20 protein-coding genes are annotated in these 21,930 nt (G+C 51.8%); 11 read left to right on the top strand and 9 right to left on the bottom strand.

The window, feature by feature from the left end; translation table 11 throughout:
* Positions 1-2: 2 nt before the first annotated feature.
* The 4 genes from JF44_RS0107020 to aldA all read right to left on the bottom strand — a co-directional run bounded on the left by JF44_RS0107020 (position 3) and on the right by aldA (position 5,181).
* Complete coding sequence (locus JF44_RS0107020) at positions 3-1,004, bottom strand: ABC transporter permease (protein ID WP_033068269.1); 1,002 nt, start codon at positions 1,002-1,004, stop codon at positions 3-5.
* Complete coding sequence (locus tag JF44_RS0107015) at positions 997-2,553, bottom strand: sugar ABC transporter ATP-binding protein (protein ID WP_033068268.1); 1,557 nt, start codon at positions 2,551-2,553, stop codon at positions 997-999. Before JF44_RS0107015 ends, JF44_RS0107020 begins: the two co-directional genes overlap by 8 nt.
* A gap of 114 nt (positions 2,554-2,667) precedes the next feature.
* Positions 2,668-3,654: an ABC transporter substrate-binding protein gene (locus JF44_RS0107010; protein ID WP_052065553.1), complete on the bottom strand. Its 987-nt coding sequence runs from the start codon at positions 3,652-3,654 to the stop codon at positions 2,668-2,670.
* A 57-nt stretch (positions 3,655-3,711) separates the two neighbouring features.
* Positions 3,712-5,181 carry an aldehyde dehydrogenase gene (aldA, locus tag JF44_RS0107005; protein WP_033068267.1) on the bottom strand — a complete coding sequence of 490 codons (1,470 nt, stop codon included), beginning with the start codon at positions 5,179-5,181 and terminating at the stop codon, positions 3,712-3,714.
* A 168-nt stretch (positions 5,182-5,349) separates the two neighbouring features.
* Between aldA and JF44_RS0107000 the strand changes: the two genes are divergently transcribed.
* The gene (locus tag JF44_RS0107000) at positions 5,350-6,093 is read left to right on the top strand and encodes an FCD domain-containing protein (RefSeq protein WP_033068266.1); all 744 of its coding nucleotides are present in this window, start codon (positions 5,350-5,352) and stop codon (positions 6,091-6,093) included.
* Between the two features lie 87 nt (positions 6,094-6,180).
* Positions 6,181-7,803, top strand: coding sequence for a GMC family oxidoreductase (locus tag JF44_RS0106995; protein WP_033068265.1), 1,623 nt, complete (start codon positions 6,181-6,183; stop codon positions 7,801-7,803).
* Positions 7,804-7,853: 50 nt separating this feature from the next.
* Here JF44_RS0106995 and JF44_RS0106990 read toward each other — a convergent pair whose 3' ends face one another.
* Positions 7,854-8,627, bottom strand: coding sequence for an FCD domain-containing protein (locus JF44_RS0106990; protein WP_081944362.1), 774 nt, complete (start codon positions 8,625-8,627; stop codon positions 7,854-7,856).
* Positions 8,628-8,984: 357 nt separating this feature from the next.
* On the opposite strand from JF44_RS0106990, the gene JF44_RS0106985 reads away from it, so the two are divergent.
* From JF44_RS0106985 to JF44_RS0106975, 3 genes are all read left to right on the top strand, one after another.
* A complete protein-coding gene (locus JF44_RS0106985) occupies positions 8,985-9,974 on the top strand; it encodes a sialic acid TRAP transporter substrate-binding protein SiaP (RefSeq protein ID WP_033068264.1) in 990 nt (329 codons plus the stop codon).
* Between the two features lie 77 nt (positions 9,975-10,051).
* Positions 10,052-10,639 (top strand): TRAP transporter small permease, encoded by a 588-nt coding sequence (locus JF44_RS0106980; protein ID WP_238318390.1) that lies wholly within the window; start codon positions 10,052-10,054, stop codon positions 10,637-10,639.
* 1 nt (position 10,640) lies between these two features.
* Entirely contained in the window at positions 10,641-11,918 is a 1,278-nt protein-coding gene (locus JF44_RS0106975) for a TRAP transporter large permease (protein WP_033068263.1), read from the top strand.
* Between the two features lie 226 nt (positions 11,919-12,144).
* On the opposite strand, the gene JF44_RS0106970 is transcribed toward JF44_RS0106975, so the two are convergent.
* Genes JF44_RS0106970 through JF44_RS0106955 form a run of 4 tightly spaced genes read right to left on the bottom strand, consistent with a single transcriptional unit; the run spans position 12,145 to position 16,072 of the window.
* Positions 12,145-12,849: a GntR family transcriptional regulator gene (locus JF44_RS0106970; RefSeq protein ID WP_033068262.1), complete on the bottom strand. Its 705-nt coding sequence runs from the start codon at positions 12,847-12,849 to the stop codon at positions 12,145-12,147.
* A gap of 10 nt (positions 12,850-12,859) precedes the next feature.
* On the bottom strand, positions 12,860-13,903 hold the full coding sequence (locus tag JF44_RS0106965) for a Gfo/Idh/MocA family protein (RefSeq protein WP_033068261.1): 1,044 nt from the start codon (positions 13,901-13,903) through the stop codon (positions 12,860-12,862).
* A 15-nt stretch (positions 13,904-13,918) separates the two neighbouring features.
* Entirely contained in the window at positions 13,919-15,040 is a 1,122-nt protein-coding gene (locus JF44_RS0106960; RefSeq protein ID WP_033068260.1) for an isocitrate/isopropylmalate dehydrogenase family protein, read from the bottom strand.
* Between the two features lie 24 nt (positions 15,041-15,064).
* The gene (locus tag JF44_RS0106955) at positions 15,065-16,072 is read right to left on the bottom strand and encodes an SMP-30/gluconolactonase/LRE family protein (RefSeq protein WP_033068259.1); all 1,008 of its coding nucleotides are present in this window, start codon (positions 16,070-16,072) and stop codon (positions 15,065-15,067) included.
* 171 nt (positions 16,073-16,243) lie between these two features.
* On the opposite strand from JF44_RS0106955, the gene JF44_RS0106950 reads away from it, so the two are divergent.
* The 6 genes from JF44_RS0106950 to JF44_RS0106925 all read left to right on the top strand — a co-directional run bounded on the left by JF44_RS0106950 (position 16,244) and on the right by JF44_RS0106925 (position 21,903).
* On the top strand, positions 16,244-17,248 hold the full coding sequence (locus JF44_RS0106950) for a Bug family tripartite tricarboxylate transporter substrate binding protein (RefSeq protein WP_033068258.1): 1,005 nt from the start codon (positions 16,244-16,246) through the stop codon (positions 17,246-17,248).
* Positions 17,249-17,387: 139 nt separating this feature from the next.
* Positions 17,388-18,134 (top strand): tripartite tricarboxylate transporter TctB family protein, encoded by a 747-nt coding sequence (locus JF44_RS0106945; protein ID WP_033068257.1) that lies wholly within the window; start codon positions 17,388-17,390, stop codon positions 18,132-18,134.
* A 7-nt stretch (positions 18,135-18,141) separates the two neighbouring features.
* Entirely contained in the window at positions 18,142-19,695 is a 1,554-nt protein-coding gene (locus tag JF44_RS0106940; RefSeq protein WP_033068357.1) for a tripartite tricarboxylate transporter permease, read from the top strand.
* On the top strand, positions 19,692-20,969 hold the full coding sequence (gene otnK / locus JF44_RS0106935) for a 3-oxo-tetronate kinase (RefSeq protein ID WP_033068256.1): 1,278 nt from the start codon (positions 19,692-19,694) through the stop codon (positions 20,967-20,969). The genes JF44_RS0106940 and otnK overlap by 4 nt, the downstream gene beginning before the upstream one ends.
* The gene (otnC, locus tag JF44_RS0106930; protein ID WP_033068356.1) at positions 20,966-21,604 is read left to right on the top strand and encodes a 3-oxo-tetronate 4-phosphate decarboxylase; all 639 of its coding nucleotides are present in this window, start codon (positions 20,966-20,968) and stop codon (positions 21,602-21,604) included. Before otnK ends, otnC begins: the two co-directional genes overlap by 4 nt.
* Positions 21,604-21,903 carry a putative quinol monooxygenase gene (locus tag JF44_RS0106925; protein ID WP_033068255.1) on the top strand — a complete coding sequence of 100 codons (300 nt, stop codon included), beginning with the start codon at positions 21,604-21,606 and terminating at the stop codon, positions 21,901-21,903. The genes otnC and JF44_RS0106925 overlap by 1 nt, the downstream gene beginning before the upstream one ends.
* The last annotated feature ends 27 nt before the right edge of the window (positions 21,904-21,930 follow it).

The raw sequence follows: 21,930 nt of genomic DNA, 5'->3' as shown, positions 1-21,930 counted from the left end.
GGCTATTCCTTTCGGCTTTGCTGAATATAAACAGCGGCGACGATAATCATGGATTTCGCAATCAGGGCGACCTCATCAGCCACGCCGTTTGCCAGCAATGTGTATTTCACCAGCTGGATGATCATGGCGCCCAGAACCGCGCCAAAGATCGGGGCTCTTCCCCCCGAAAGAACGGCGCCGCCAACAACCGCTGCGGCGATGGCATCAAGTTCCATCAAGTTGCCGATACGTGCAGCATCGGAAGCCGAATTGATGGCAACAACAATCAGACCGGCAATGCCAGACAGAGAACCACAAATCACATAAGCAGCGATTTTGACTTTACGGACTGGTGCACCGGCAAGATGGGCGGATTTCTCGTTGCCGCCGATCGCCAGCAGATAACGTCCAAACAGGGTTTTACCGACAATCCATGCGACCACGGCAGCGATACCAAGGGCAAGCCAACCCTGAAACGGGAAGCCCAGAAGCTTTCCGGTTCCCAAGAGGCTGAAGCTTGGCATGTTAAATGTTTGAAGTTGTCCGTTCGTCATCACCATCGCAATGCCGCGACCCGAAATGAAAAGGATCAAGGTTGCGATGATTGGCTGCACTTTGAGCACACAAACCAGCGTGCCGTTAAACAGGCCGCATAAGGCCGCGACCAGAACGGGAATCAGAACCGAAAGAACGAGCCCTGCAACCGGATATTCGACCCCAAGCGAAGATTGGAAAATGATCGGGGCAAGGGCGCCTGCAACGGCCATCACTGCCCCGACGGATAAATCAATGCCGCCAGTTGCAATTACAAGGCTCATGCCAACAGCCACAATCGCGATGGTGGCCACCTGCGAGATGTTGACAAAAAGCGTCTGCATTTGCAGGAAGTTCGGGGTGACGGCAATATTGAACGCCAGAATAATCAACAGGGCGACAAGGCCGCCATGCTTCCGGAAACTGAATTTCGGGATCATCAGTTCCCGTGCGGTCTGTTTGGTTTCTGCCGCAACATTTGTGTCAGACATGTGCATTCTCCTGACGGGGGACGGCCTGTTGTTCTGGCGTGTGGTGATGTGCAATTGCACGCACCAGCGTGTCTTCGGTAATGCCGGGGTTTTTGAGTTCGGAAACGCTAATGCCGTCCTGAAGCACAACAATTCGATCAGCACCTTCGACAAGTTCTTCGAACTCGGACGAGATCAGCAGCACAGCCAGGCCTTTGTCGACATACCTGCGAATGATGGACTGAATTTCCAGTTTGGCGCCAACATCGACGCCACGGGTTGGTTCATCCAAAATCAGCAAAGAAGGATTGGTGACAAGCCAGCGTGCCAAAAGGACCTTTTGTTGATTACCGCCTGACAGTTCCCGGATCGGTTGATCCATATGCGCTGTTTTGATGCCCAGTGCTGATATGAATGATGCGACGAGCTCTTTTTCGCGGGCGTGGTCAATATGACCAAAGCGACTGAGGTTGGGTAAAAGCGCCAGTGTCAGGTTTTCGCGGACGGACATGTCGGGAATGATCCCTTCGGACTTACGGTCTTCGCTCAGAAAACCGATCCCCGCGGCAATCGCCTGTTTCGGTGTTACAGGCTGGGGGACCCCCTTCGCCAGATGAATTTCGCCCTGTGTCAGTTCGTCTACACCAAAAATAGCGCGTGCAGCTTCGGTACGACCCGAGCCAAGAAGCCCGCCAAGACCAACAATCTCACCCCGATGAATTTTGAGGTCGAATTTGCGCAGCAGGCGTTTGGTCGCGACATTCTTGGTTTTAAGGATGACATCGCCCGTCTTGGCTTCGCCTTTGGCAAATTCGGTCATGCCGGCGGATTCAATGTCATCGGCATTTCGGCCAAGCATGTTTGCAATCAGGTCAAGTTTGCTGGTGTCCTCGATTGCGACGTTTTTGACGGTTTGCCCATCGCGCATGATGGTAACGCGGTCGCATATCTTGAACAGCTCATCAAGGAAATGGCTAACGTAAAGAACCGATACACCGGACTCTTTTAGGGACTTCACAACCGAAAACAATACGGCCACTTCATTGTCATCAAGCGAGGATGTAGGCTCGTCCATGATGACAAGTTTCGCATTGAGCGACACCGCCCTTGCGATGGCGACAAGTTGCTGAATGGCAGTTGAATACGTTCCAAGTGGTGCTTTCACATCAATATCAATGTTGAAGCGTGCCAGAATTTCTTGTGACCGGCGATGGGCTTCTTTCCAGTCGATAAGCCCGCCAATGCGCCGGGGTTCGTACCCAAGAACAATGTTCTCGGTGACACTGCGCAACGGTACGAGGGTAAGTTCCTGATAGATGGTGCTGATGCCGCTTGACTGGGCTTCACGCGGGTTGGAAATGGTCGATGCTTTGCCGTTGAAATCAACCGTGCCACTGTCGCGTCGATAAACACCCGTCAGAATTTTGATCAGGGTGGATTTTCCGGCGCCATTTTGCCCAATCAGGGCGTGAACTTCGCCTTGGCCTATTTCAAGTTCGGCACCGCGCAAGGCTGATACGCCCCCGAAGGCCTTGTTGATACCGTGCATCTTTAGAAGTGAGGAATGCATTACATTACCTTTTCCGAGAAAAAAGGTCGGGAAAGTCGGAGGTGCACATGTGACGTACACCTCCGACATGCTCAGATCATTGAAGGTTGTGTTCCTGAGGTCAGGGAGGGAAACCTAGTAGGCCTCATCAATGAACTGGGCTGCATTTTCCTTGGTGAAGATGCGATCTTTGACCTGAACCCATGGTTCAATTTTCTCGCCATCGGCATAACGCTGCATCACGTCACACGCGAGCGGACCAAAGAACGGGCTGGATTCGACGGTGACCCCCATTTTGCCATCAATGATGGCCTGAAGCGCATCGCGCGTTCCATCGATCGAGACGATCAGCACATCCTCGCCCGGTTTGCGCCCGGCAAGTTCAAGTGCCTGGATTGCACCGATCGCCATTTCATCGTTATGAGCATAGACGATGTTGACGTCCGGATGCGCCTGCAACAGCGTTTCCATAACCTGACGTCCAAGATCGCGCGCAAAATCACCGCTTTGCGAAGCGACAATGGTCATGTTGTCGTGTTTGGCCATGACATCGTCAAAGCCCTTTTTACGATCATTGGCAGGGGACGATCCGGTGGTGCCTTCAAGTTCAACAATTACGCCTTTGTCGCCCTTGAAGTTTTCCAGCGTCCATTCCGCTGCACGTCGGCCCTGTTCGATGAAGTCGGACCCCATGAAGGCAACGAAATGTTCGCCTGCTTTTGCAACGTTCTTGTCAACGCTGCGGTCCACAAGGAATGTCGGAATGCCTGCGGCTCGCGCACGCATTACTGCAGCGATCAGCGGTTTTTCTTCGCGTGGCGGCAGAAACAGAACATCAATGCCCTGGGCGATCATGCTGTCGACATCCGAGACCTGTTTGGCAGCAGAGCCCGCTGCATCGGTCGTAATGAGGTCCCAGTTGCAGGCTTCTGCAGTGTCCTTGAAGCTTTTGGTTTCAGCAATACGCCACGGGTTGTTGCTTTCCATCTGGGCGAAGCCGACCTTGTATTGGTCTTTCTTTTCAAGCGGAGGCAGGCTTTGGGCGGATGCGGTGCTTAACGCAGTCACTGAAAGGCTGGCCGCAAGAACAAGTGTTGATGTCAGTGTCTTCAAACGTTTCATTGTAGTCCTCCCTATGATGCGACCATTTCGTTTGCGGTCGCGTTTTGTTTGGTCCCGTCAGGACCAGTTGACGTACATGGCCTTTTTCCGGAGATACCCGTCGAAGCCGTACTTGCCGTCTTCGCCGCCAAGGCCGGAATGACCCCAGCCCGTGTGAAAGCCCTGTACAAGTTCACCGCAGGTGCGGTTTACGTAGATTTCCCCAAAATCCAGTTCGGTGCTCAACGCCATGATGTGTCGGAAGTTTTGGGTATAGACATAAGCGGAAAGCCCAAAGCGCGTGTCATTCGCCATTGCCAAGACCTGATCGAATGTGTCGAATTCCGAAACTGGAACGACGGGGCCAAATATTTCCTGTTCAATCAGTGGGGATTTTTGATCGGTAACGCGCAAGACACTTGGGGCATACCAGTGCCCCTTGGCGTATTTGCCGTCATTAAGCGGGCCGCCTTTGAGAAGAAATTCCGCACCGTTGGAAACGGCATCACCAACGATTTGTTCGATCTTGCTTATTTCATCGCCGCTGACTTTCGGGCCCATGTCGGGGTTTTCAAGTGGCTGCCCGATTGTCAGTTGTTTTGCTTTTGCGATGAACTTTTCGGTGAATTCGTCTGCGATGCTTTTTTGCAGATACATCCGTTCGTTACAGGTGCAGATCTGGCCGCAGTTGGTGAAGCGTGCTGTGATGGCGCTATCGACAGCGGCATCAATATCGGCATCAGCCATTACGATAAATGGTGCTTTACCGCCCAGTTCGAGACGCAGAACCTTGATCTGTTCCGCACCCGCAGCATAAATTTCCCGTCCGGCGCGGTTACTGCCGGTCATCGTGATCAAATCTGACGTCGGGCTGTTTACCAGTGCCTCACCGACTGTTCGCCCGGCACCGGTAACGACATTAAAGACGCCATTCGGAATGCCGACTTCTTGTGCGATCCTCGCCAGTTCCAAGCCGGAAACAGGGGTGAATTCATGCGCCTTTAACACAAAGCTGTTGCCGGCGATCAATGCGGGGCCGAGTTTACGCGCCGCAAGGGCTGCCGGATAATTCCATGCCGTAAGGCCAACCACGACACCATACGGAAGGCGTCTGATCCATAACTCTTCCTTGGGGGCATCTGATGGCAGGATATCCCCTTCGACCCGGCGCGCATTTTCGGCTGCATATCGGAGAAAGTTGCCGCATGCATCGACTTCGCCAAAGGCCTGGTTAAGAGGCTTTCCTTGTTCGGCAACGATGATTTTTGCCATGCGTTGACGGTTTTCATCAATCGCATCGGCAAACCGGGAAACAAGCCTTCCCCGTTCGATCGCGGGTAATCGTGCCCACGCGACTTGTGCGACCTTTGCTGCTTCCAGGGCGTCAAGCGCATCTTGTGCTGTGCCGTTTGGAATTGTGGCGAAAACCGTTTCGGTAGCCGGATTTTCCACTTCTATGACATCGGTGGCGTGACCGGTCGTCCAGGTGCCATTGATGAACATCGCATAGTGATCAACACCGCTAATGGTTCGAACAAACTGGCTCATTCTTCCTCCTGGATCGTTTTTTATTTGGTACGACCAAAATATGTGCAAGTTCGCAATTTCGTCAATAATTTTCTTGTTGATTGCGGAAAAATGGGTTTTTTAGATTACTAAAATCAATATTTGGTCGTATTAAAAATGCCGAAACAGATCGTAAAGAGGCGACGTCGCATGAATGGTTCACTGGAAAATGACACTCAGGGTGCCTTTGAAAACGAAGGTCTTAGAGCCGCTGACCTTCAGGGGGCTGCCCGTATTGCCAGCAAGATTGAGCATGAGATAGCGGAAGGCCGCATCGAAAATGGTGAAATGCTGCCATCCCAGCGTGAATTGATGCAGAAGCACAATGCAGGTCGTTTGGCGGTAAGCCGTGCATTAAAGTTGCTGGAGTATCGCGGGTTGATCGCTACGAAAGCCCGATGTCGGCCAACGGTACAGCGCCCGACCTATGGTACGGCGCTTTCTGCAGTCGAAGGCGTTGTGCATCGTTTGCTGGGGCAATCAGATGGCGTGCGTAATTTATATGAATGCCGCTTGTTTGTTGAAGTTGGCTTGGCAAGAAATGCCGCACGCAACGCGCGCAAGGAAGACATTGCAAAATTGCGTGCAGCGCTGGGGGCTAACAAGGCGGCAATTAACGATTCGGATGCATTCTACGCTACAGATATCGCGTTCCACGGATTGCTTTATGAAATCGCCAAAAACCCCATATTCCCGCCAATGCATAAGGCATACACATCCTGGTTGGCGCCCTATTGGGGGAAAATGTTCCGGTCAATCGACCGAAACAAGGTCAACTTTCTAAGCCATAAGGCAATTTTTCAGGCAATTGAAGACCGCGATGCGGACGCAGCAGAAGACGCTTTGCGACGGCATCTGGACGCTGCCTGGGAGTATGTCCGGGTAACATTTTGATGTGCTGGCATTCCCTCATCAGCGAGCAGAACAAAAAAACATGTTCCCCAAAATTACGGATTTCAATCGTTTCTAACGGAGGGCGCCATGAGCGACAGATTTGATTATATTGTAATCGGCGGTGGATCGGCTGGTTCTGTCGTGGCCGCGCGACTGGCCGCTGATAGTGGTGCCCGAATTCTGATCCTCGAAGCGGGTTATTCTCATCGCCATCCCTTGCTTGATATGCCGCCGGGCATTTTCAAGATGATCAAGGGCAGCAAATATATGCGTTACCACAAAACCTCAGCGCAGGAGCACCTTGGTGGTCGGTCACATGAAATTCCGCAGGGTAATGTACTGGGTGGGGGATCGTCGGTTAATGCGCAGGTTTACATCCGCGGGCGACCATCCGATTACGACGAGTGGCACAAAATCTTGCGTGGAAACAATCAATCCGCAGGGTGGGCATGGAAGGATGTGTTGCCGCATTTCAAGCGCATGGCTGGCAATAACCGATTGAACAATGAGCTGCATCAGCCAGATGGGCCGATGATGGTTTCGGATCCGGGACATATCAACGAAATGTCGCGTTGGTTCGTGCAAGCGGTTCAGGCTCTTGGGGAACCCTATAATCACGACTTTAACGGTTCATCCCAGCGCGGATGCGGATTTTATCAATTCATGAACCGTAACGGGCGTCGTTCCAGCGCGGCCTATGCCTATCTGGAGCCGCAAAAGAACAACCCCAATCTCGAAATACGATTGCAGGCTGAAGTTCAACGGATCGTCACCAAAAACGGTCGTGCGACTGGGGTGATGTATCGAGACAAGAGCGGTCGGCATCATGAAGTGCAAGCAACCCAAGAGGTGATTGTCGCTGCGGGAGCATTGATCACGCCAAAGATATTAATGTTGTCGGGGATCGGGCCTGCCGATCAACTTTCGCAACATGGCGTCGAGTGTATCGAAAATCTGACGGGCATCGGCGAAAACCTTATTGATCACCCGGAGGTGCCAATTATTACCACCGCCAATGGCCCGTATGGGTATTTCGGTCAGGGGGATGGTTGGCGCATGTTGCGCAACGGTTTGCAGTTCAAGTTATTTGGTTCGGGGCCTGTAACGTCAGCAGGCGTCGAGGCCGGTGCCTTTGTCAATCCGCTTGATCCGGACGGAGATCCAACAATACAGGCATTTTGCGTTCCCATTGTGTATCTGGACCGCGAATTGGCGAAAAGTGTAAAGGATACTCATGGGCTTACGGTTACCACGGTTGTGGTGAAGCCGGTTTCGCGCGGAACGGTTCGGCTTAGATCGGCAGATCCGGGCGAAATGCCTGTCGTATCGCCCAACCTGCTAAAAGACCCTCGGGATATGCAGGCAATGGTCGCCGGTCAGGGGTTCTTCATCGAAGCTTTCCAGAAGAGCCCGTTAAGGGAAAAGGTCGAGCGTTTTGTTGCACCTGACCCCAAGGATCTGAGTGATGAGGCCCTGATCGCGCATTGCAAACGGTTTGTGAAAACCAATTATCATCCGGCTGGAACCTGTCGCATGGGGGCTGATGGGGATGATATGGCTGTTCTGGATTCTCGAATGCGCCTTCGCGGCATCGAAAACATACGAGTTTGCGATATGTCTGCCGTGCCAGATATCAATGCGGGGAACACGAATTCTGTTGCAATGATGCTTGGCGATCGTTGCGCAGATTTCATTATGGGAAAGGCCTGAGAACACACCGACAGCAAAGTGTCAGCCCCAAGCCGACATAACTTTGCTGTCTAGTCTGATTCTTCGGGCTCGAACGTTACGCGCACATATTCCCATGCGGCGTGCAAGTGACGGGTAAGGGCCTCGTCGGCTGCTTCTGCGTCACGTTCGAAAATGGCTTCGGCGATCGCCTGATGGCTTTTGAAGTTCACAAGGTTACGTTCCGGCGAGCGCGGCATTTTACGCCAGTGCGGCGCAAGCCATGACAAATAAGCCTGATGAACAGCCGGGAAAATAGGGTTTCTGGGTACCTCATAGAGAACCCCGTGAAACGCAATGTCTGTTTCATAGAAAAGAGTTGAGTCATCAATAGACTTTTCATTGGCAAGAAGTGCGCTTTTAAGTCTGCGGATATCGGCAGTTTGCGCATTCAGGGCGGCTTCTCTAACCAGGGCGCGTTCTATGAAAACACGGGTATCATAAAGGTTCTTTACACCGTGATTTTCCGACAAGAGATGACCAACAATACTGTCGGCATTTCGAATGATGGTTTCGTATCCCGGCTTTCGCACAATCGGCCTGAAACGAGGACGGTTTTCGATCAGACCACGATTGGAAAGTGCTGTAATCGCCTCTCGTACAACCGTGCGGCTGGTGCCAAATTGGGTCATAAGGTCGCGTTCGGCCGGCAGCGGGCTTCGGTCTGGTAATGCCCCGGACACAATTTTCTTTTCGATATGGCGCACGATCTCGTCCGCAGCACGACCGGTGCGTGTTGTATCAGTGCTGGTCTGGTTGACCAATTGTGCAGCAGAAGTCTGCTTGTCGGGTGCGTGGCGTTTCATGCAAGCTTTATCTCATATGGCGGCGAATACTGCCAAATACTATCCGGATTTAAAGGCAGGGTAAGGCAGCCGGAACCTACACAAACAGGATAAGTTCTGGAAGGTTTTTTACGCTGGGTAGAAAAAACCGTTGACCTTTCTGTGTCGAAATTATTAACTCCCTAAAGTTTGGTCGTACCAAATTATGGTGCAAGACATGCTCTCTGGCAAGTCCGATGCTGAGAAACGTCGGTTATCTGCCGGAACTTAAAAGAAAAAGAGCCGAACAGGCCGATAATTTCCCAACCGGGTTCAGCTACCGAATCTTGTTTTGGTTGGATCAGGTGGGGTTTTTGATCAATCCTCAGGGAGGAAATAATGAATCTCAAATTGAACAAGATCCTAGGTGCTGCTTGTGGCGCATTGCTGTCTGCGGGCGTGGCGTCAGCCAGCGCGCAGGAAGTTTTGAACTTTGCACATGTTTACGAAGTCGGCACCCCATACCATGAAGCTGCCCTTCGCGCTGCCAAGGCCCTTGAAGAGCGCACCGATGGTCGCTACGAGATAAAGGTATTCCCGGCTTCGTCACTTGGCAAAGAAGTCGCGATTAACGAAGGACTTTCTCTTGGGACTGTCGATATCATTTATACGGGGGTAGGTTTTGCCTCTCGTAACTACGGCCCGATTGCAATTTCGGACTTCCCGTTTACGCTACGTGGTTACAAGCATTGGGAAGCATATCGTAACAGCGATTTGTTCGCTGAACTGTCCGAAGGTTACAAGAACGCGTCTGGCAACGAAATTGTGGCACTTACCTATTATGGCGCACGTCAGGTAACGTCGAACAAACCGATACTCAAGCCCGAAGACATGAAGGGCCTGAAGATCCGAGTTCCGAATGCGCCAGCTTATGTGTTGTTCCCGAAAGAAACGGGCGCAAACCCGACGCCACTTGCATTTTCCGAGGTGTATTTGGCGCTGCAGCAGGGGGTCGTCGATGCACAGGAAAACCCGCTGCCGACAATCAAGTTCAAGAAATTTTACGAAGTTCAGTCACATATCAATCTGACCGCCCATCTTGTGAATTCGCTGGTGACGGTTGCGTCTGGCTCTCGTCTGGACGCAATGAGCGAGGAAGATCGTGCCGCGCTCAAGGAAGTCCTTCAGGAGTCAGCTGAATGGGCGTCCGCTGAAATTGTTCACGCAGAGAACACATTGGTTGAATGGTTCCGCGAGCAGGGGGTTACGGTCAATGAAGTGGATCGCCAACCCTTTATGGATGCCGTGCAGCCCGCACTGTTGAGCAGTGATATGCCTTGGGAGCCTGACGTTTACAAACGCATGCAAGCAATTCCAGACGCCGATTGATCCAAATTATTGGCGGTGTTTCAGTTCCCGGTTTCGGCCGGGAACTGTTTCGTCATTTGGCGTATGGGAGAAACGAATTGGCGTATTCAAAAAATGTGCATGACGGGTCGACCGATCCGTCAAAAGAAAGTGCCGATATGGTAACGGGTGTCGAAAAGATTGATCTTGCTGACATTCGGCCTGTCGATTGGCCTGTTTTGGCGATTTTCTGGGGACTTTTCCTGATCGTCTTTTTGCAGTTTTTCACGCGGTACTTCCTCAATGATTCACTGGGATGGACCGAGGAAATTGCGCGATATCTTCTGATTTTGCTGTGCTTTGTTGGATCTGTGACCTGTGTGCGACGTGGGTCGCATATCTTTTTGCAGTTTTTCTATCGCTATCTTTCGGTATCAAATGTCAAAGTCCTGGCGATTGTCATTGAGTGCATTGTTGTGGCTTTCTGTGCCTATGCCGGTTGGCTGACGGTTGAGCTGGCACAACGTACGCATTCCCAAAAAATGGTTTCGATCGACCTGCCAAAAAGCATCATTTACTGGACGGTAGCAGTTTCATTCTTTGCGATGGCGTTAATGTCAGTACGAAACGTTTTGCGGTATTGGCGTCAGAGCGGCGAGGAAATCACGCATACCAAACTGGAAGCCGAAATCGAGGCGGAAATCTAAAATGGGTTTGATTTTGATGTTTGCTATGCTGGCTGTGATGCTCACAGTTGGCGTTCCGGTGGCGTTCGCTCTTGCGACGTCTTCATTGGTTTACATTCTGGTTGAAGGCGTTCCGAGTGTCGTTCTGGCACATAACATGATTAATGGTGTTGATAGCTTTCCGCTTTTGGCTATTCCATTCTTCATCCTAGCCGGTCACCTGATGAATACAGCCGGTATTACCAATAAGATATTTGCGTTTGCGCGTGCGCTTGTTGGCTGGATGCACGGTGGGCTCGGGCATGTCAATGTCGGGGCCAGTGTGTTGTTCGCGGGGATGTCAGGTGCTGCTGTTGCAGATGCAGGCGGGCTTGGCACAATTGAAATCAAGGCGATGCGTGATGCCGGGTATGACACCGATTTTTCGGTCGGGGTAACGGCAGCTTCATCTACGATTGGGCCAATTATTCCGCCCTCTTTGCCGCTTGTGATTTATGGTGTGATGGCATCGGTATCAATCGGTGAGCTGTTTACGGCCGGGATCATACCCGGACTGCTTATGGCGGTTTCTCTTATGGTGATGGTTGCCTGGTATGCGCGCCGTCGTAATTACCCGCGGGATGCCCGGTTTGAGTTTTATCGGCTTTGGGTTACGTTCCGTGCGGCGATTTTACCACTTTTTACACCGGCCATTATCATTGGCGGCATTATCACGGGGGCTTTCACGCCCACCGAATCTGCCGTTGCCGCGGTTGCATACGCACTGTTCCTTGGCGTGGTGGTATATCGGACACTGACGTGGCGTTCGTTGGCGCGTGTGTCTATGGACACGGTTCAGACGTCGGCCTCGATTTTAATGATCGTGGCGTCGGCAGCGATTTTTGCATGGATCCTGACAGCAGCGCAGGTCGCTGCCAATCTGAGCGAATATCTACTGGCATTTTCTGACAACAAGTATTTGATACTTGCGATCATTTCCGTGGTGGTCCTTCTTGTGGGGCTTTTCATGGAAACCATCGCGGCCATCACAATTCTTGTTCCCGTGCTTTTGCCGGTCGCCGTGGCCGTTGGTATTGATCCTGTTCATCTGGGCGTTGTCTTGATCATGAACCTTATGCTCGGGTTGCTAACGCCGCCTGTCGGGATGGTCTTGTATGTATTGTCGCAAGTGTCTGGCGTGAAGTTTGAGCGTTGCGTCTCTGCCACCATGCCGTTCCTGGTGCCACTGGTTATCGTTTTGATGCTGATAACGTTTATTCCAGGCTTCGCGATGTGGCTGCCCAATATGCTTTATCGCTGATGCGATTGGACGGGGCCGTTTCCTCACGGCAAACGGTCCCGTCGTTTTTTCCAAGAATGTTCCTGAAAATCAATCATGTGCATATTAAATGGTGCTTGCCGGGTTGCTCGACACGCCAATTTAAGCACCGACAGCTTGGAGCAATATAGTTCTCCAAGCGGAAAAGTAGATACACATCCGTAGGAAGAGGGTTTCGTTGCACAGGAGAGAACATTGTGGTTCTCACTTAGACATTTGAAAGGCCATGCTTCTCGAGGATTTCAACCAGCATCGTACCGCTTTTTAGACGATGTTGCCGGTGAAGGTCGCGGGCTGCATCCGGATCATTGCGCGCAATTGCCGCGACAACGGCGCGATGATCGTCGTTTGAGCCGCTTGGTTTGGGGCGTAGGCGAAGTGTCAGAAGGCGTACCCGGTGGGACTGATCCCAGAACGTGTTCACCATATTGGTCAGTCGCTTGTTCCCACAAAACTCCACCAGTAAAAGGTGAAAGCGTTCATCTGCGTTTGCCCATCCGGTCAGGTCATCCTTTTCAAGGGCCTGATCCATCTCGTCAACGGCGGCGGTCAGTTGACCAAGTTGCTGTTCTGACAAACCGCGCCGAGCGACAAGATCGGCTGCCTCGGATTCAAGTGCGGTGAGAATGTCATAAATCTCGATCATGTCGTCACGCGAAACAGGCAAAACACGCATCCCATGACGCGGGCGTACTTCGACCATTCCTTCATTCGACAGGCGTATGAGTGCTTCGCGTACCGGGGTTCTGCTCATATCAAGAAGGTCGGCCAACTCGCTTTCAAGCATGATGGTGCCGGACGGCATTTCATTTTCAAGAATGCGGCGTTTGATTTCGCGATACGCGCGGTCGGGCAGGGACAATTTGATTTTGGTGTCTGTGTTGCGTGCTGCCTGAACGGATTCCGATGACATGTTCTTACTTTCAAATAACTTGCGAGTAGTCGACGCGAATCGTACGGTTTTCGTCTGCTGCACGGTAGACCGCCTGTTCGACGATCAAATTGCGCAAATATTCCCGGCCAGTATTCATCAATGGACCGTTGTTCGTCAGAGAATCTATCACGTGGCGTTGCAGGCGATAAACACAGTCGCCACCAAAATCAATATCGTTCCATTGATAGTAGCGTTGTTCCGCTTGATTTTGACCATGCGGGCGCATTGTTATATTAGCATTTCCATCAAGTGCAAGCGTGCCTGCTGATCCTTCGATCATCATTTCCCCCATGGTCAAGCGCCGGTTTTCAGCAACATGATCTGACAGGCGGTTTCCATCCAGAACAGCCAGAAGTCCGCTTTCGAATTCCATGGCGACAAGCCCCGCATCTTCGCCCGAAATTGCCGGGTTCAAACGCCTGAGAACAGCATTCACCGAAACGATTTCGCCAAACAGATAGCGGAATGTATCGATCCAGTGCACACCGGTTTCATGGATCAGAAAACGGGGCATCTTTTGAAAATAGGGCTGGCGTGCAAGATAGGCATTTGGTCCCTGACCATCGCCCGGGCGCAGGCGGAACTGCGCCTGATAAAGGTCACCAAGCTGTCCGTCGCAAATTTCGTTGGCGAGTTTTGAATACCAGGGTTGAAAACGGAAGTTTTCATGGATGACAAGCGTGATGTTTGCCTTTTCCGCAACTTCCACGGCCTTGATCGCATCGTTGAGGTCTTCGCAGAAAGGTTTCTGGCAAATCACATTCACGCCGCGTTTGGCTGCCTCGGTAATATAAGCCAGATGGGTGGCAGGCGGTGTGATGACATCAACAATATCGGGCTTTGCCGTATCGAGCATTTCGACAAAATCATCAAAGACCTGTCCGATACCAAATGTAGTTGCAACATCCTGAGCGCCAGATAGCGTTCGGTTGCAAACGGCAACGACCTTTGCTTCTTCGATCCTGTTCCATGCGGCATACTGGAACCGACTGAAATAGCCGGTTCCAACCGCTGCAATGCGGATTTTAGTCATTCTGACCTCTGTTCCCTAGCCAACACCATGCTGTGCCGGATCAAGTTCCTTGAGCGCGGTCATGACCGCACGCGACACATCATCGGTACCTGCCTTGCCGCCAAGTTCGCCGGTAATCAGGTCGCCATTGGCGAATGCCGCGTCTACTGCGGCCCGAACCAAGGCGCCTGCCTGTTCGGCTTCGTTACACCCATGTTTGTCGCCAAGCCACTCAAGCATCATTGCACCAGAAAGGAACATGGCTGTCGGGTTGGCAAGTTTTTTACCCGCAATGTCCGGGGCCGATCCATGGCATGGCTGGAAGACCGCATGTTCGTCGCCAATGTCTGCTGAAGGGGCAAAGCCCATGCCGCCAATAAGGCCAGCACCCAAGTCGGAAAGAATATCGCCAAACATGTTTTCGGTGACGAGAACATCAAGATCCCAAGGCTTGCGCACCATATTGAGTGCCGCAGCATCAACATACATATGGTCGGTAGCGACATCCTTGTTCAGGGCTGCACGTTCATCAAATACCTTGCGGAAGAACGCAAATGATTTGAAAACATTGGCTTTGTCAACGCAGGTGACAACACCGGATTTACCTTGGTTTTTGCGTTTGCGCCCAAGATTGAGCGAAAAGTCAAACAGGCGTTCACTGACATCGCGGGTGATGAGCAATGTGTCGCGGGCTTCGGCATCGTTGGTCACGGTGCCTTTGCCATGAGATGCAAACAGTCCCTCGGTTGATTCACGAATGATGACGAAATCAAGCGCGTGTGCATCTGGGTTGTTCAGAACCGGTGAAAGCCCCGGAATAGATCGTACCGGACGAACACCGGCATACAGCCCGAATTCAAAACGCAAATCAATCTGCGGCGAAATTTCTGTTCCGTCAGGGTAGCGAATATCTGGCAACCCCATGGCTGCCAAAAGGATGGCATCCGATTTTGCGGCTTTGGCCATCGAATCCTTTGGAAGTGATTGACCGGTATCCCGGTAATTTCCGGCACCTGCAGGCAGCCAGTCGAAGGAGGCAGAGAAACCACCTACTTTGCCAATGGCTTCTTGCAAGATTTCGACGCATGGCTTTGTGATTTCTTCGCCAATGCCGTCGCCCGGGAAAACAGCGACGTTAAAGCTGTTTGAACTGGTCATGAAAACCTCGAATGTCTTTTTATGTTATTGGGGGGTGTCTCGAAAAAGTAGCGAGTGAAGTTTGGTCAGCGGAGCTTCCCAATGAGCCGGTTTCACACCGCTGACGGGACTTTGGAAACGTCCAATCCGGTCGCCAAGCAGGCAGCCAAGATATGCCGTCTTCATATCCGTGCTGCCAAAGGCGAGGCTGGAGATGTTTTTGAGTTTTTGACTGTGAGCACGATCCAGGTGTGGACGTCCCATCGTTGCCTGACCAAAAGCCTGTTCGACATTTGCAAGATGATCTTTGTCGACATCTTCAATCAGGATTTCCTGTTTGCCGTCTTCGGTGACACGGATAACCCGGTTGCTGACGATGCTGGTGATCCAGATGCCGCCATCGGTATCAAATGTCATCCCATCAGGAAACGTGCCTGCGCCGAACTCGCAAATGGTCTTTTTGTTTGAAAGGTTTCCTTTTGCATCAATGTCAAAAGACGTCAGTTTGCGCGCGAATGTCTCATTGACGAAAAGCCGTTTACCGTCGGGATGTACAAGGCATTCATTCGTGTAACCAAGATCATCCGCTACAATCCGCGCACCAGAATCATCAAGCAGAACGACAAACCCGTCTGCGACATCGCCACGATAGGCAGAGGCGCGAGGAACATGACGTGTACTTACCGTAATCCAGATGCGACCAAGCGTATCTATATGAATGTAGTTTGACGGTGGCAGTGCGGTTCCGTCGAGTTCGGTCAGGACATTTTCAAGCGCCCCATCCGGATGCAGTCGGAATATACCGCCGGTTTCCTGGCCCAGATGCGCAAGCAGAAATGTTCCATCATGCTCAACTGCGATGCCGTTCGGGCGCACTTCAAAGGACGTGTCGTTTGAAAGAATGTGATGGACCGATTCATCGGACTTTATGACCGAGACTCCGCCATTTCCGGTCCAGTCTGCCGCAAAAAGCAGACCGCTTTTGTGGGTTAAAACACATTCCGGGCGGTTCAGTTCCGAGCCGACGAAATCGATCTGGTCTAGTGAAATCATTGTTTCCTCTCTGAAAATTCAACGTTTGATGGCTTTCATCATAAACCATTGACGTTGTATTTATTAATGTATACGTTAACACATGCATTGAGCGAATCAAGAGAATTCGACACCTAATCGAAGGCTCAATGCGGGATGTTAAAATAACCAAGAACTCAGTGGAGGAATCACATGAAGACTTTCGCAACTCTTTGCGTTGCTGCGCTTATGGGCGGTGTCGTTTCGCAAGCACAGGCTGACGATTATCCGTCCCGTGATATTACCGATGTTGTTACCTGGTCTGCTGGCGGCGGTACCGATGTTTCAAACCGCGTCGTTGCGGCTGAAATGGCAAAATTCCTGCCGGTTCGTATCAATGTTGTAAACAAGCCCGGTGGTGTTGCAGGGTCAATCGGTATGAGCTATGCGCATTCGCAGCCTGCTGATGGCTATACCCTTGTTGGTGTTGCGGACTCGAACACGACTTCTGCTGTTATGGGCGGCTGGGATCAGACGTTTAAAGAATGGTATCCGTTCCTGATCGGTGGTTCTCCGGACCTGATTTCGGTTACAGCCGACTCCCCATACAAGACTCTGACTGACCTGATTGAGGCAGCTAAAGCAAATCCGGGTTCGGTAAAAGCATCAGCAGGTGGTTCCGGTTCGATCCATCACATCAATTTGCTTGCGCTGGAAAAAGGAACCGGTGCGAGCTTTAACTTTATTCCGTATCCGGGATCTGCCCCGGCACAGAATGCTGCAATGACGGGCGAAGTTACGGCAGTTGTAACGTCCCTTGCCGAGCAGCTTCAGCTCCTGCGTGCAGGTAAAATTCGTCCGTTGGCAATGCTTGTTGAAGATTCCGTATCGGTTGACGGTATTGGTGATATTCCGTCGGGATTTGGCGATTACCCGGGCCTTTCTGAATACCTCCCGATTCAGCAGACCCTGGGTATTGCCATTCGTTCCGATGCACCAGACGATGTCAAAGCCACCCTTTCAGAGGCGTTTGGCAAAGCCATGGAAACGGATGCCGTAAAGAAATGGGCAGAAGAAAACTTCTATGTGCTGTCTGGTAAAACCGGTGAAGAAGCGCAGAAAGAGTATCTCAAGCTTGAGTCTGTTTTCTCATGGGCACTGCATGACCTGGGCGCTGCGAAAATTGACCCGGCGACACTTGGCATTGCCAAACCCTGATCAGGGTAAAGAAGGTTCGGTGCAAAAGATAACATTGTACTGATCAAACGGAGAGGTGACCTTTCTGGGGGGTGTCACCTCTCCCATTTTCTGGCTTTGAATATTTGAATTTGGGTGCCTTGTGCGCCAGGGAACGAATATGACTGATCCGCAACTGACAAAAAAACGGCGGGCAGACTTTTTTACCAGTATTCTTCTCCTTGTACTGTCTGTTGCGATGTTGGCTGAAACGCTGACATTCCCAATGGCCGACAGTTACGGCGGAGTGTCGAACGTCTGGTATGTGTCGCCAGCATTATTTCCTTTGCTTGTTTCCGGCTTATTGATTGTGATGGCGCTGATGCTGATGGTGCGTGCAATCCGTGATGGCGGTATGGCAGAAGCCATCAAAGGATTGCCGAAAACAGGCCAGTTTCTGGCGAGCGAGAATCTTCACCGCTTGGTGGTCTTGATCGGGATCATCGCCGCGTTTGTTTATGGACTGGTGCCAAACATTGATTTCTGGATTGCGGCATTTGCGTTTTTAACCGTCCTGATCACGCCGTTTTACATTGATGATTCGCGCATCCTGCGTCCGCTGTTTGGTCCCTTCATCATCGTATCAATCATCGTTTTTGCCGTCGGTCGTGACCCGCAAACCAATGGTGCGATCCTTGATGGCTTTGTCCTGGCGGCAGCAATCATACAGAACCTGATCGTTGCGCTCATGTCGCGCAACAATGCGCTTTATTTCAAGAAATGGCGGATTTCGATGTTGTCCGCAGTGGTTACGCCGCTTGTTCTTGTTCCGTCGTTCAAGTTTGGACTTCTGGTGCCGCTTCCGGTCGAGGGTATCGTGATTGATGCAATGGCGAATGTTGCGCGTGTCATCGGACAGTTGGGGTGAGGGCAAAATGAATTTTCTAAGTGATTTTGGTGTCTTCGGACAAACGATCTTAAGTATGCTCAGTGATCCGCTAACAGTCGTGTTGCTGATGGGGTCTAGTTTTCTCGGGATTGTTTTCGGGGCCTTGCCGGGCTTAACAGCAACGCTTGGTGTTGCGCTGCTGACTACCCTGACATATTCGATGAACCTTGAAACTGCTCTGGTATCGCTGATTTCCATGTATGTCGGGGCGGTTTATGGTGGGTCGTATCCGTCCATTCTGATCAATATTCCCGGCACAGCAGCCGCAGCAGCAACGGCTATGGACGGTTATCCCATGGCCCGTCGTGGAGAAGGTGGCCGTGCGCTTGGATTGACAACCACTGCATCCTTCATCGGAACGATCGTCGGGATGCTGGCACTTGTTGCGTTTGCGCCCCTTATTTCTGATGCAGCCTTGCAGTTTACATCGTACGAATTCTTCCTTCTGGCATTCTTCGGGATCATTATCAGTGGCACACTGACCAGCAAGGATTTGGTCTATAAGGGCTGGATCGCTGGTTTGTTGGGGTTGGCATTGGCCTGTATCGGTCGTGACCGGCTGCAATTCTTCCCGCGCTTTACATTCGATCAGTCGCAGCTTGATGGTGGTATTGAAGTGGTTCCGGTTCTGATCGGTGCCTTTGCCCTGCCGCAGATCATCAAAACCTTGCGTGACCGGATGTCACTTGGAAAACCGCAAGATATCAAACGGATGTTGCCGGAATTTGGTGCCATCGTGCGGAATTTCAAAAATATTGTGCGTTCGGCGTTACTGGGGATCGGGATCGGTGCTGTTCCCGGTGTGGGCGAAGATATTGCTGGCTGGGTTTCCTATGGTACGGCCAAAAATTCCCATTCCAATCCCGAGAATTTCGGCAAGGGTGAACCAGCAGGCATCATCGCGTCGGAAACGGCAAATAACGCCTGTATCGGTGGCGCACTGATTCCGCTGGTTACGCTGGGCATTCCGGGCAGCCCGCCTGCTGTCATGCTGCTTGGTGCCTTGATGTTGCATGGCCTTACGCCCGGTCCGATGATTTCGATCACGAACCCCAACTTTCTGGTGCAGCTTACGGCGATCATGGTTTTGGCTTCTCTTGCCATGTGGATCAACGGCATGTTCCTGGCCAAGCATGTGGTCAAGGTTCTGCGTGTTCCGGCGTCTGTATTCCTGCCAATTGTTGCCGTGATGTCGGTTATCGGGTCCTACGCTTTGGGACTTAGCATCTTTAACCTGTATCTGATGGTGCCTGTGGGCATCGTTGCCTACCTTTTGGGGGAAATGGACTATCCGATCTCGCCACTTGTGATTGGTGTCATTCTTGGTCCGATGGCCGATGAGAACCTTCGACGTGCGTTGATGGTATCGGAAGGAAGTGTTGCCGGGTTCTTTGAACGTCCGGTGGCCGTCATTCTGATTATCGCGATTGTCCTGACCATTCTGTCCCAACTTCCGGCATGGCAGCGCGCCAAAGGGAAAATCTGGGCCAAACTGGCACGACGAAGAACTGATGCTGTCGAAGCAGGAGGCGGAAAATGACCTTGCTTGGATGTATTGCTGATGACCTTACCGGTGCAACCGACCTTGCGCTAAACCTTGTGCGCAACGGTATGAAAACAGTGCAGGTGTCGGGTGTTCCTGAAGGGGAGGTTGACCTTGATCGGGCTGACGCGGTCGTTGTTGCCTTGAAATCACGGACGATCCCGGCACGTGCGGCTGTTGAACAATCACTCAACGCGTTGGACTTTCTGCTTGCCGCAGGTGCAGAGCAGATTTTCTTCAAATATTGCTCCACCTTTGATTCAACCGATCAGGGAAATATCGGACCTGTACTTGAAGCGCTTCAGGAGAAACTCAGAAGCGATGTTGCCATCGCCTGTCCTGCCTTCCCCGAAGCCGGGCGTAGTTTGTTTCAGGGACATCTTTTTGTGAATGGGCGGCTGCTTTCTGAATCATCATTGCGCAATCATCCGCTGACCCCCATGCGCGATCCTGATCTTGTGCGCGTGTTGCAAAGTCAGTCTGCAGGAAGTGTTGGTATCGTCCCGTGGGAAACTGTCCGCAAAGGTCATGTTGCAATTTCCGAAGCCATTGATGCTGCACGTAACGAAGGCAGAAATCTTTTGATCGTTGATGCGATTGTCGATGATGATCTGCGTGCCATTGGTCAGGCCGTTGCCGGGCACAAATTGATTTCAGGGGGTTCAGGCATTGCAATCGGCCTGCCGGAAAATTTCAGAAGGGCAGGGAAACTAAACCCCTATGATCCGGTTGCCGGTTTTGACTACCCCGCTGGCAAGGGGGCGGTCCTTGCCGGGAGTTGTTCGGAAGCAACCCGCCAACAAATACAAACAGCCATTGATGCAGGATTTCCGGCATTCCAGCTTGATCCGTTCAAGCTTGCCAAGGGCAATGCAGAAGTTCAGCACGCATGTGACTGGCTATCTGAGACGATTAATCAAGCCCCGTTGCCGCCACTTGTTTATTCAACGGCGTCCCCGGATGAGGTGCGCGATTTCCAAATCGAATATGGCCGGGATCGTGCTGGTGAAATCGTTGAAGAGGCCCAAAAAGTTCTTGCCCGGCATTTGTTCGGGATTGGCGTGCGGCGCTTTATCGTGGCAGGTGGCGAAACATCAGGCGCTGTTGTTGATGCCTTGGGAGTACCGATGCTTGAAATCGGGCCGGAGATCGCGCCGGGCGTGCCATGGACCCGATCCATCGGTGGGGATGAAACGATTGCCCTGGCTCTTAAATCAGGAAACTTCGGGGACGCTGATTTCTTCTCCAAGGCATGGGGGATGTCGATATGACCAGCGAAAACAAGCTTCGCGAGCAAATTTGTCGGCTTTCGGCGTCTTTGTTTGAACGTGGCCTGACCTTCGGGGCATCGGGCAATATCAGTGTGCGCCTTGATGATGGTTGGCTGATGACGCCAACCGGATCATCCATGGGCAATCTGGATCCGGCGCGTCTGTCGCGTTTGGACCAGGATGGCAATCTGATTTCCGGCGACAAGCCGACCAAAGAGGCGTTTTTGCACCAATGCATGTATGACGGGCAGAAAACGGCACGTGCGGTAGTGCATTTGCATTCGTCTTACTCTGCGGCGGTCAGTTGCATGGATTGTGGTTGCACGCACAGTGTTTTGCCGCCCTTGACGCCGTATTTTGTGATGCGCATCGGCAGCCTGCCGCTTGTTCCGTATTACCCGCCCGGTGACATCAATCTTGCCAAAGCTGTCAAAGAATTGGCAGGGGATCATCACGCAGTACTGTTGGCCAATCATGGACCGGTTGTGGCGGGTGACAGCCTTGAAAATGCGATCTATGCGACCGAAGAACTCGAAGAAACGGCAAAGCTTTTCTTGCTGTTGCAGGGGCAAAAAACACGCCCGCTTAACGATGAACAGGTTGCGCACCTTAAACAAAAATTCGGAGGAAAGTGATGTTTGCAGTCATCGTTCGGTTTGAGATCTGGTCACATTCCGTTGCCAAGTTCAAAGACCTTGTTTTGAAGCAGGCGGCAAACAGCCTGAAGCTTGAAGATGCCTGCAGTCAGTTCGATGTGGTGCAGGACGCATCAGACCCGTCGGTTTTCTATTTGTATGAAATCTATGATGACCGAGCAGCATTCGATGTTCATCTTGCCTCCGCGCATTTCAAGCAATTCGATACTGAAGCCCAGCCAATGATTGCCCGCAAGGAAGTCTGGCTGGGGGCGAGGGTTGCTCAAACAGAAAATTAAAACGAACAGCATCGTTCGGGGGGTGGA

Source organism: Thalassospira australica (genome assembly GCF_000763295.1).
Classification (GTDB): Bacteria; Pseudomonadota; Alphaproteobacteria; order Rhodospirillales; family Thalassospiraceae; genus Thalassospira; species Thalassospira australica.
The sequence above is the reverse complement of the archived record's forward strand: the minus strand, read 5'-3'. Positions and strand labels throughout refer to the sequence as shown.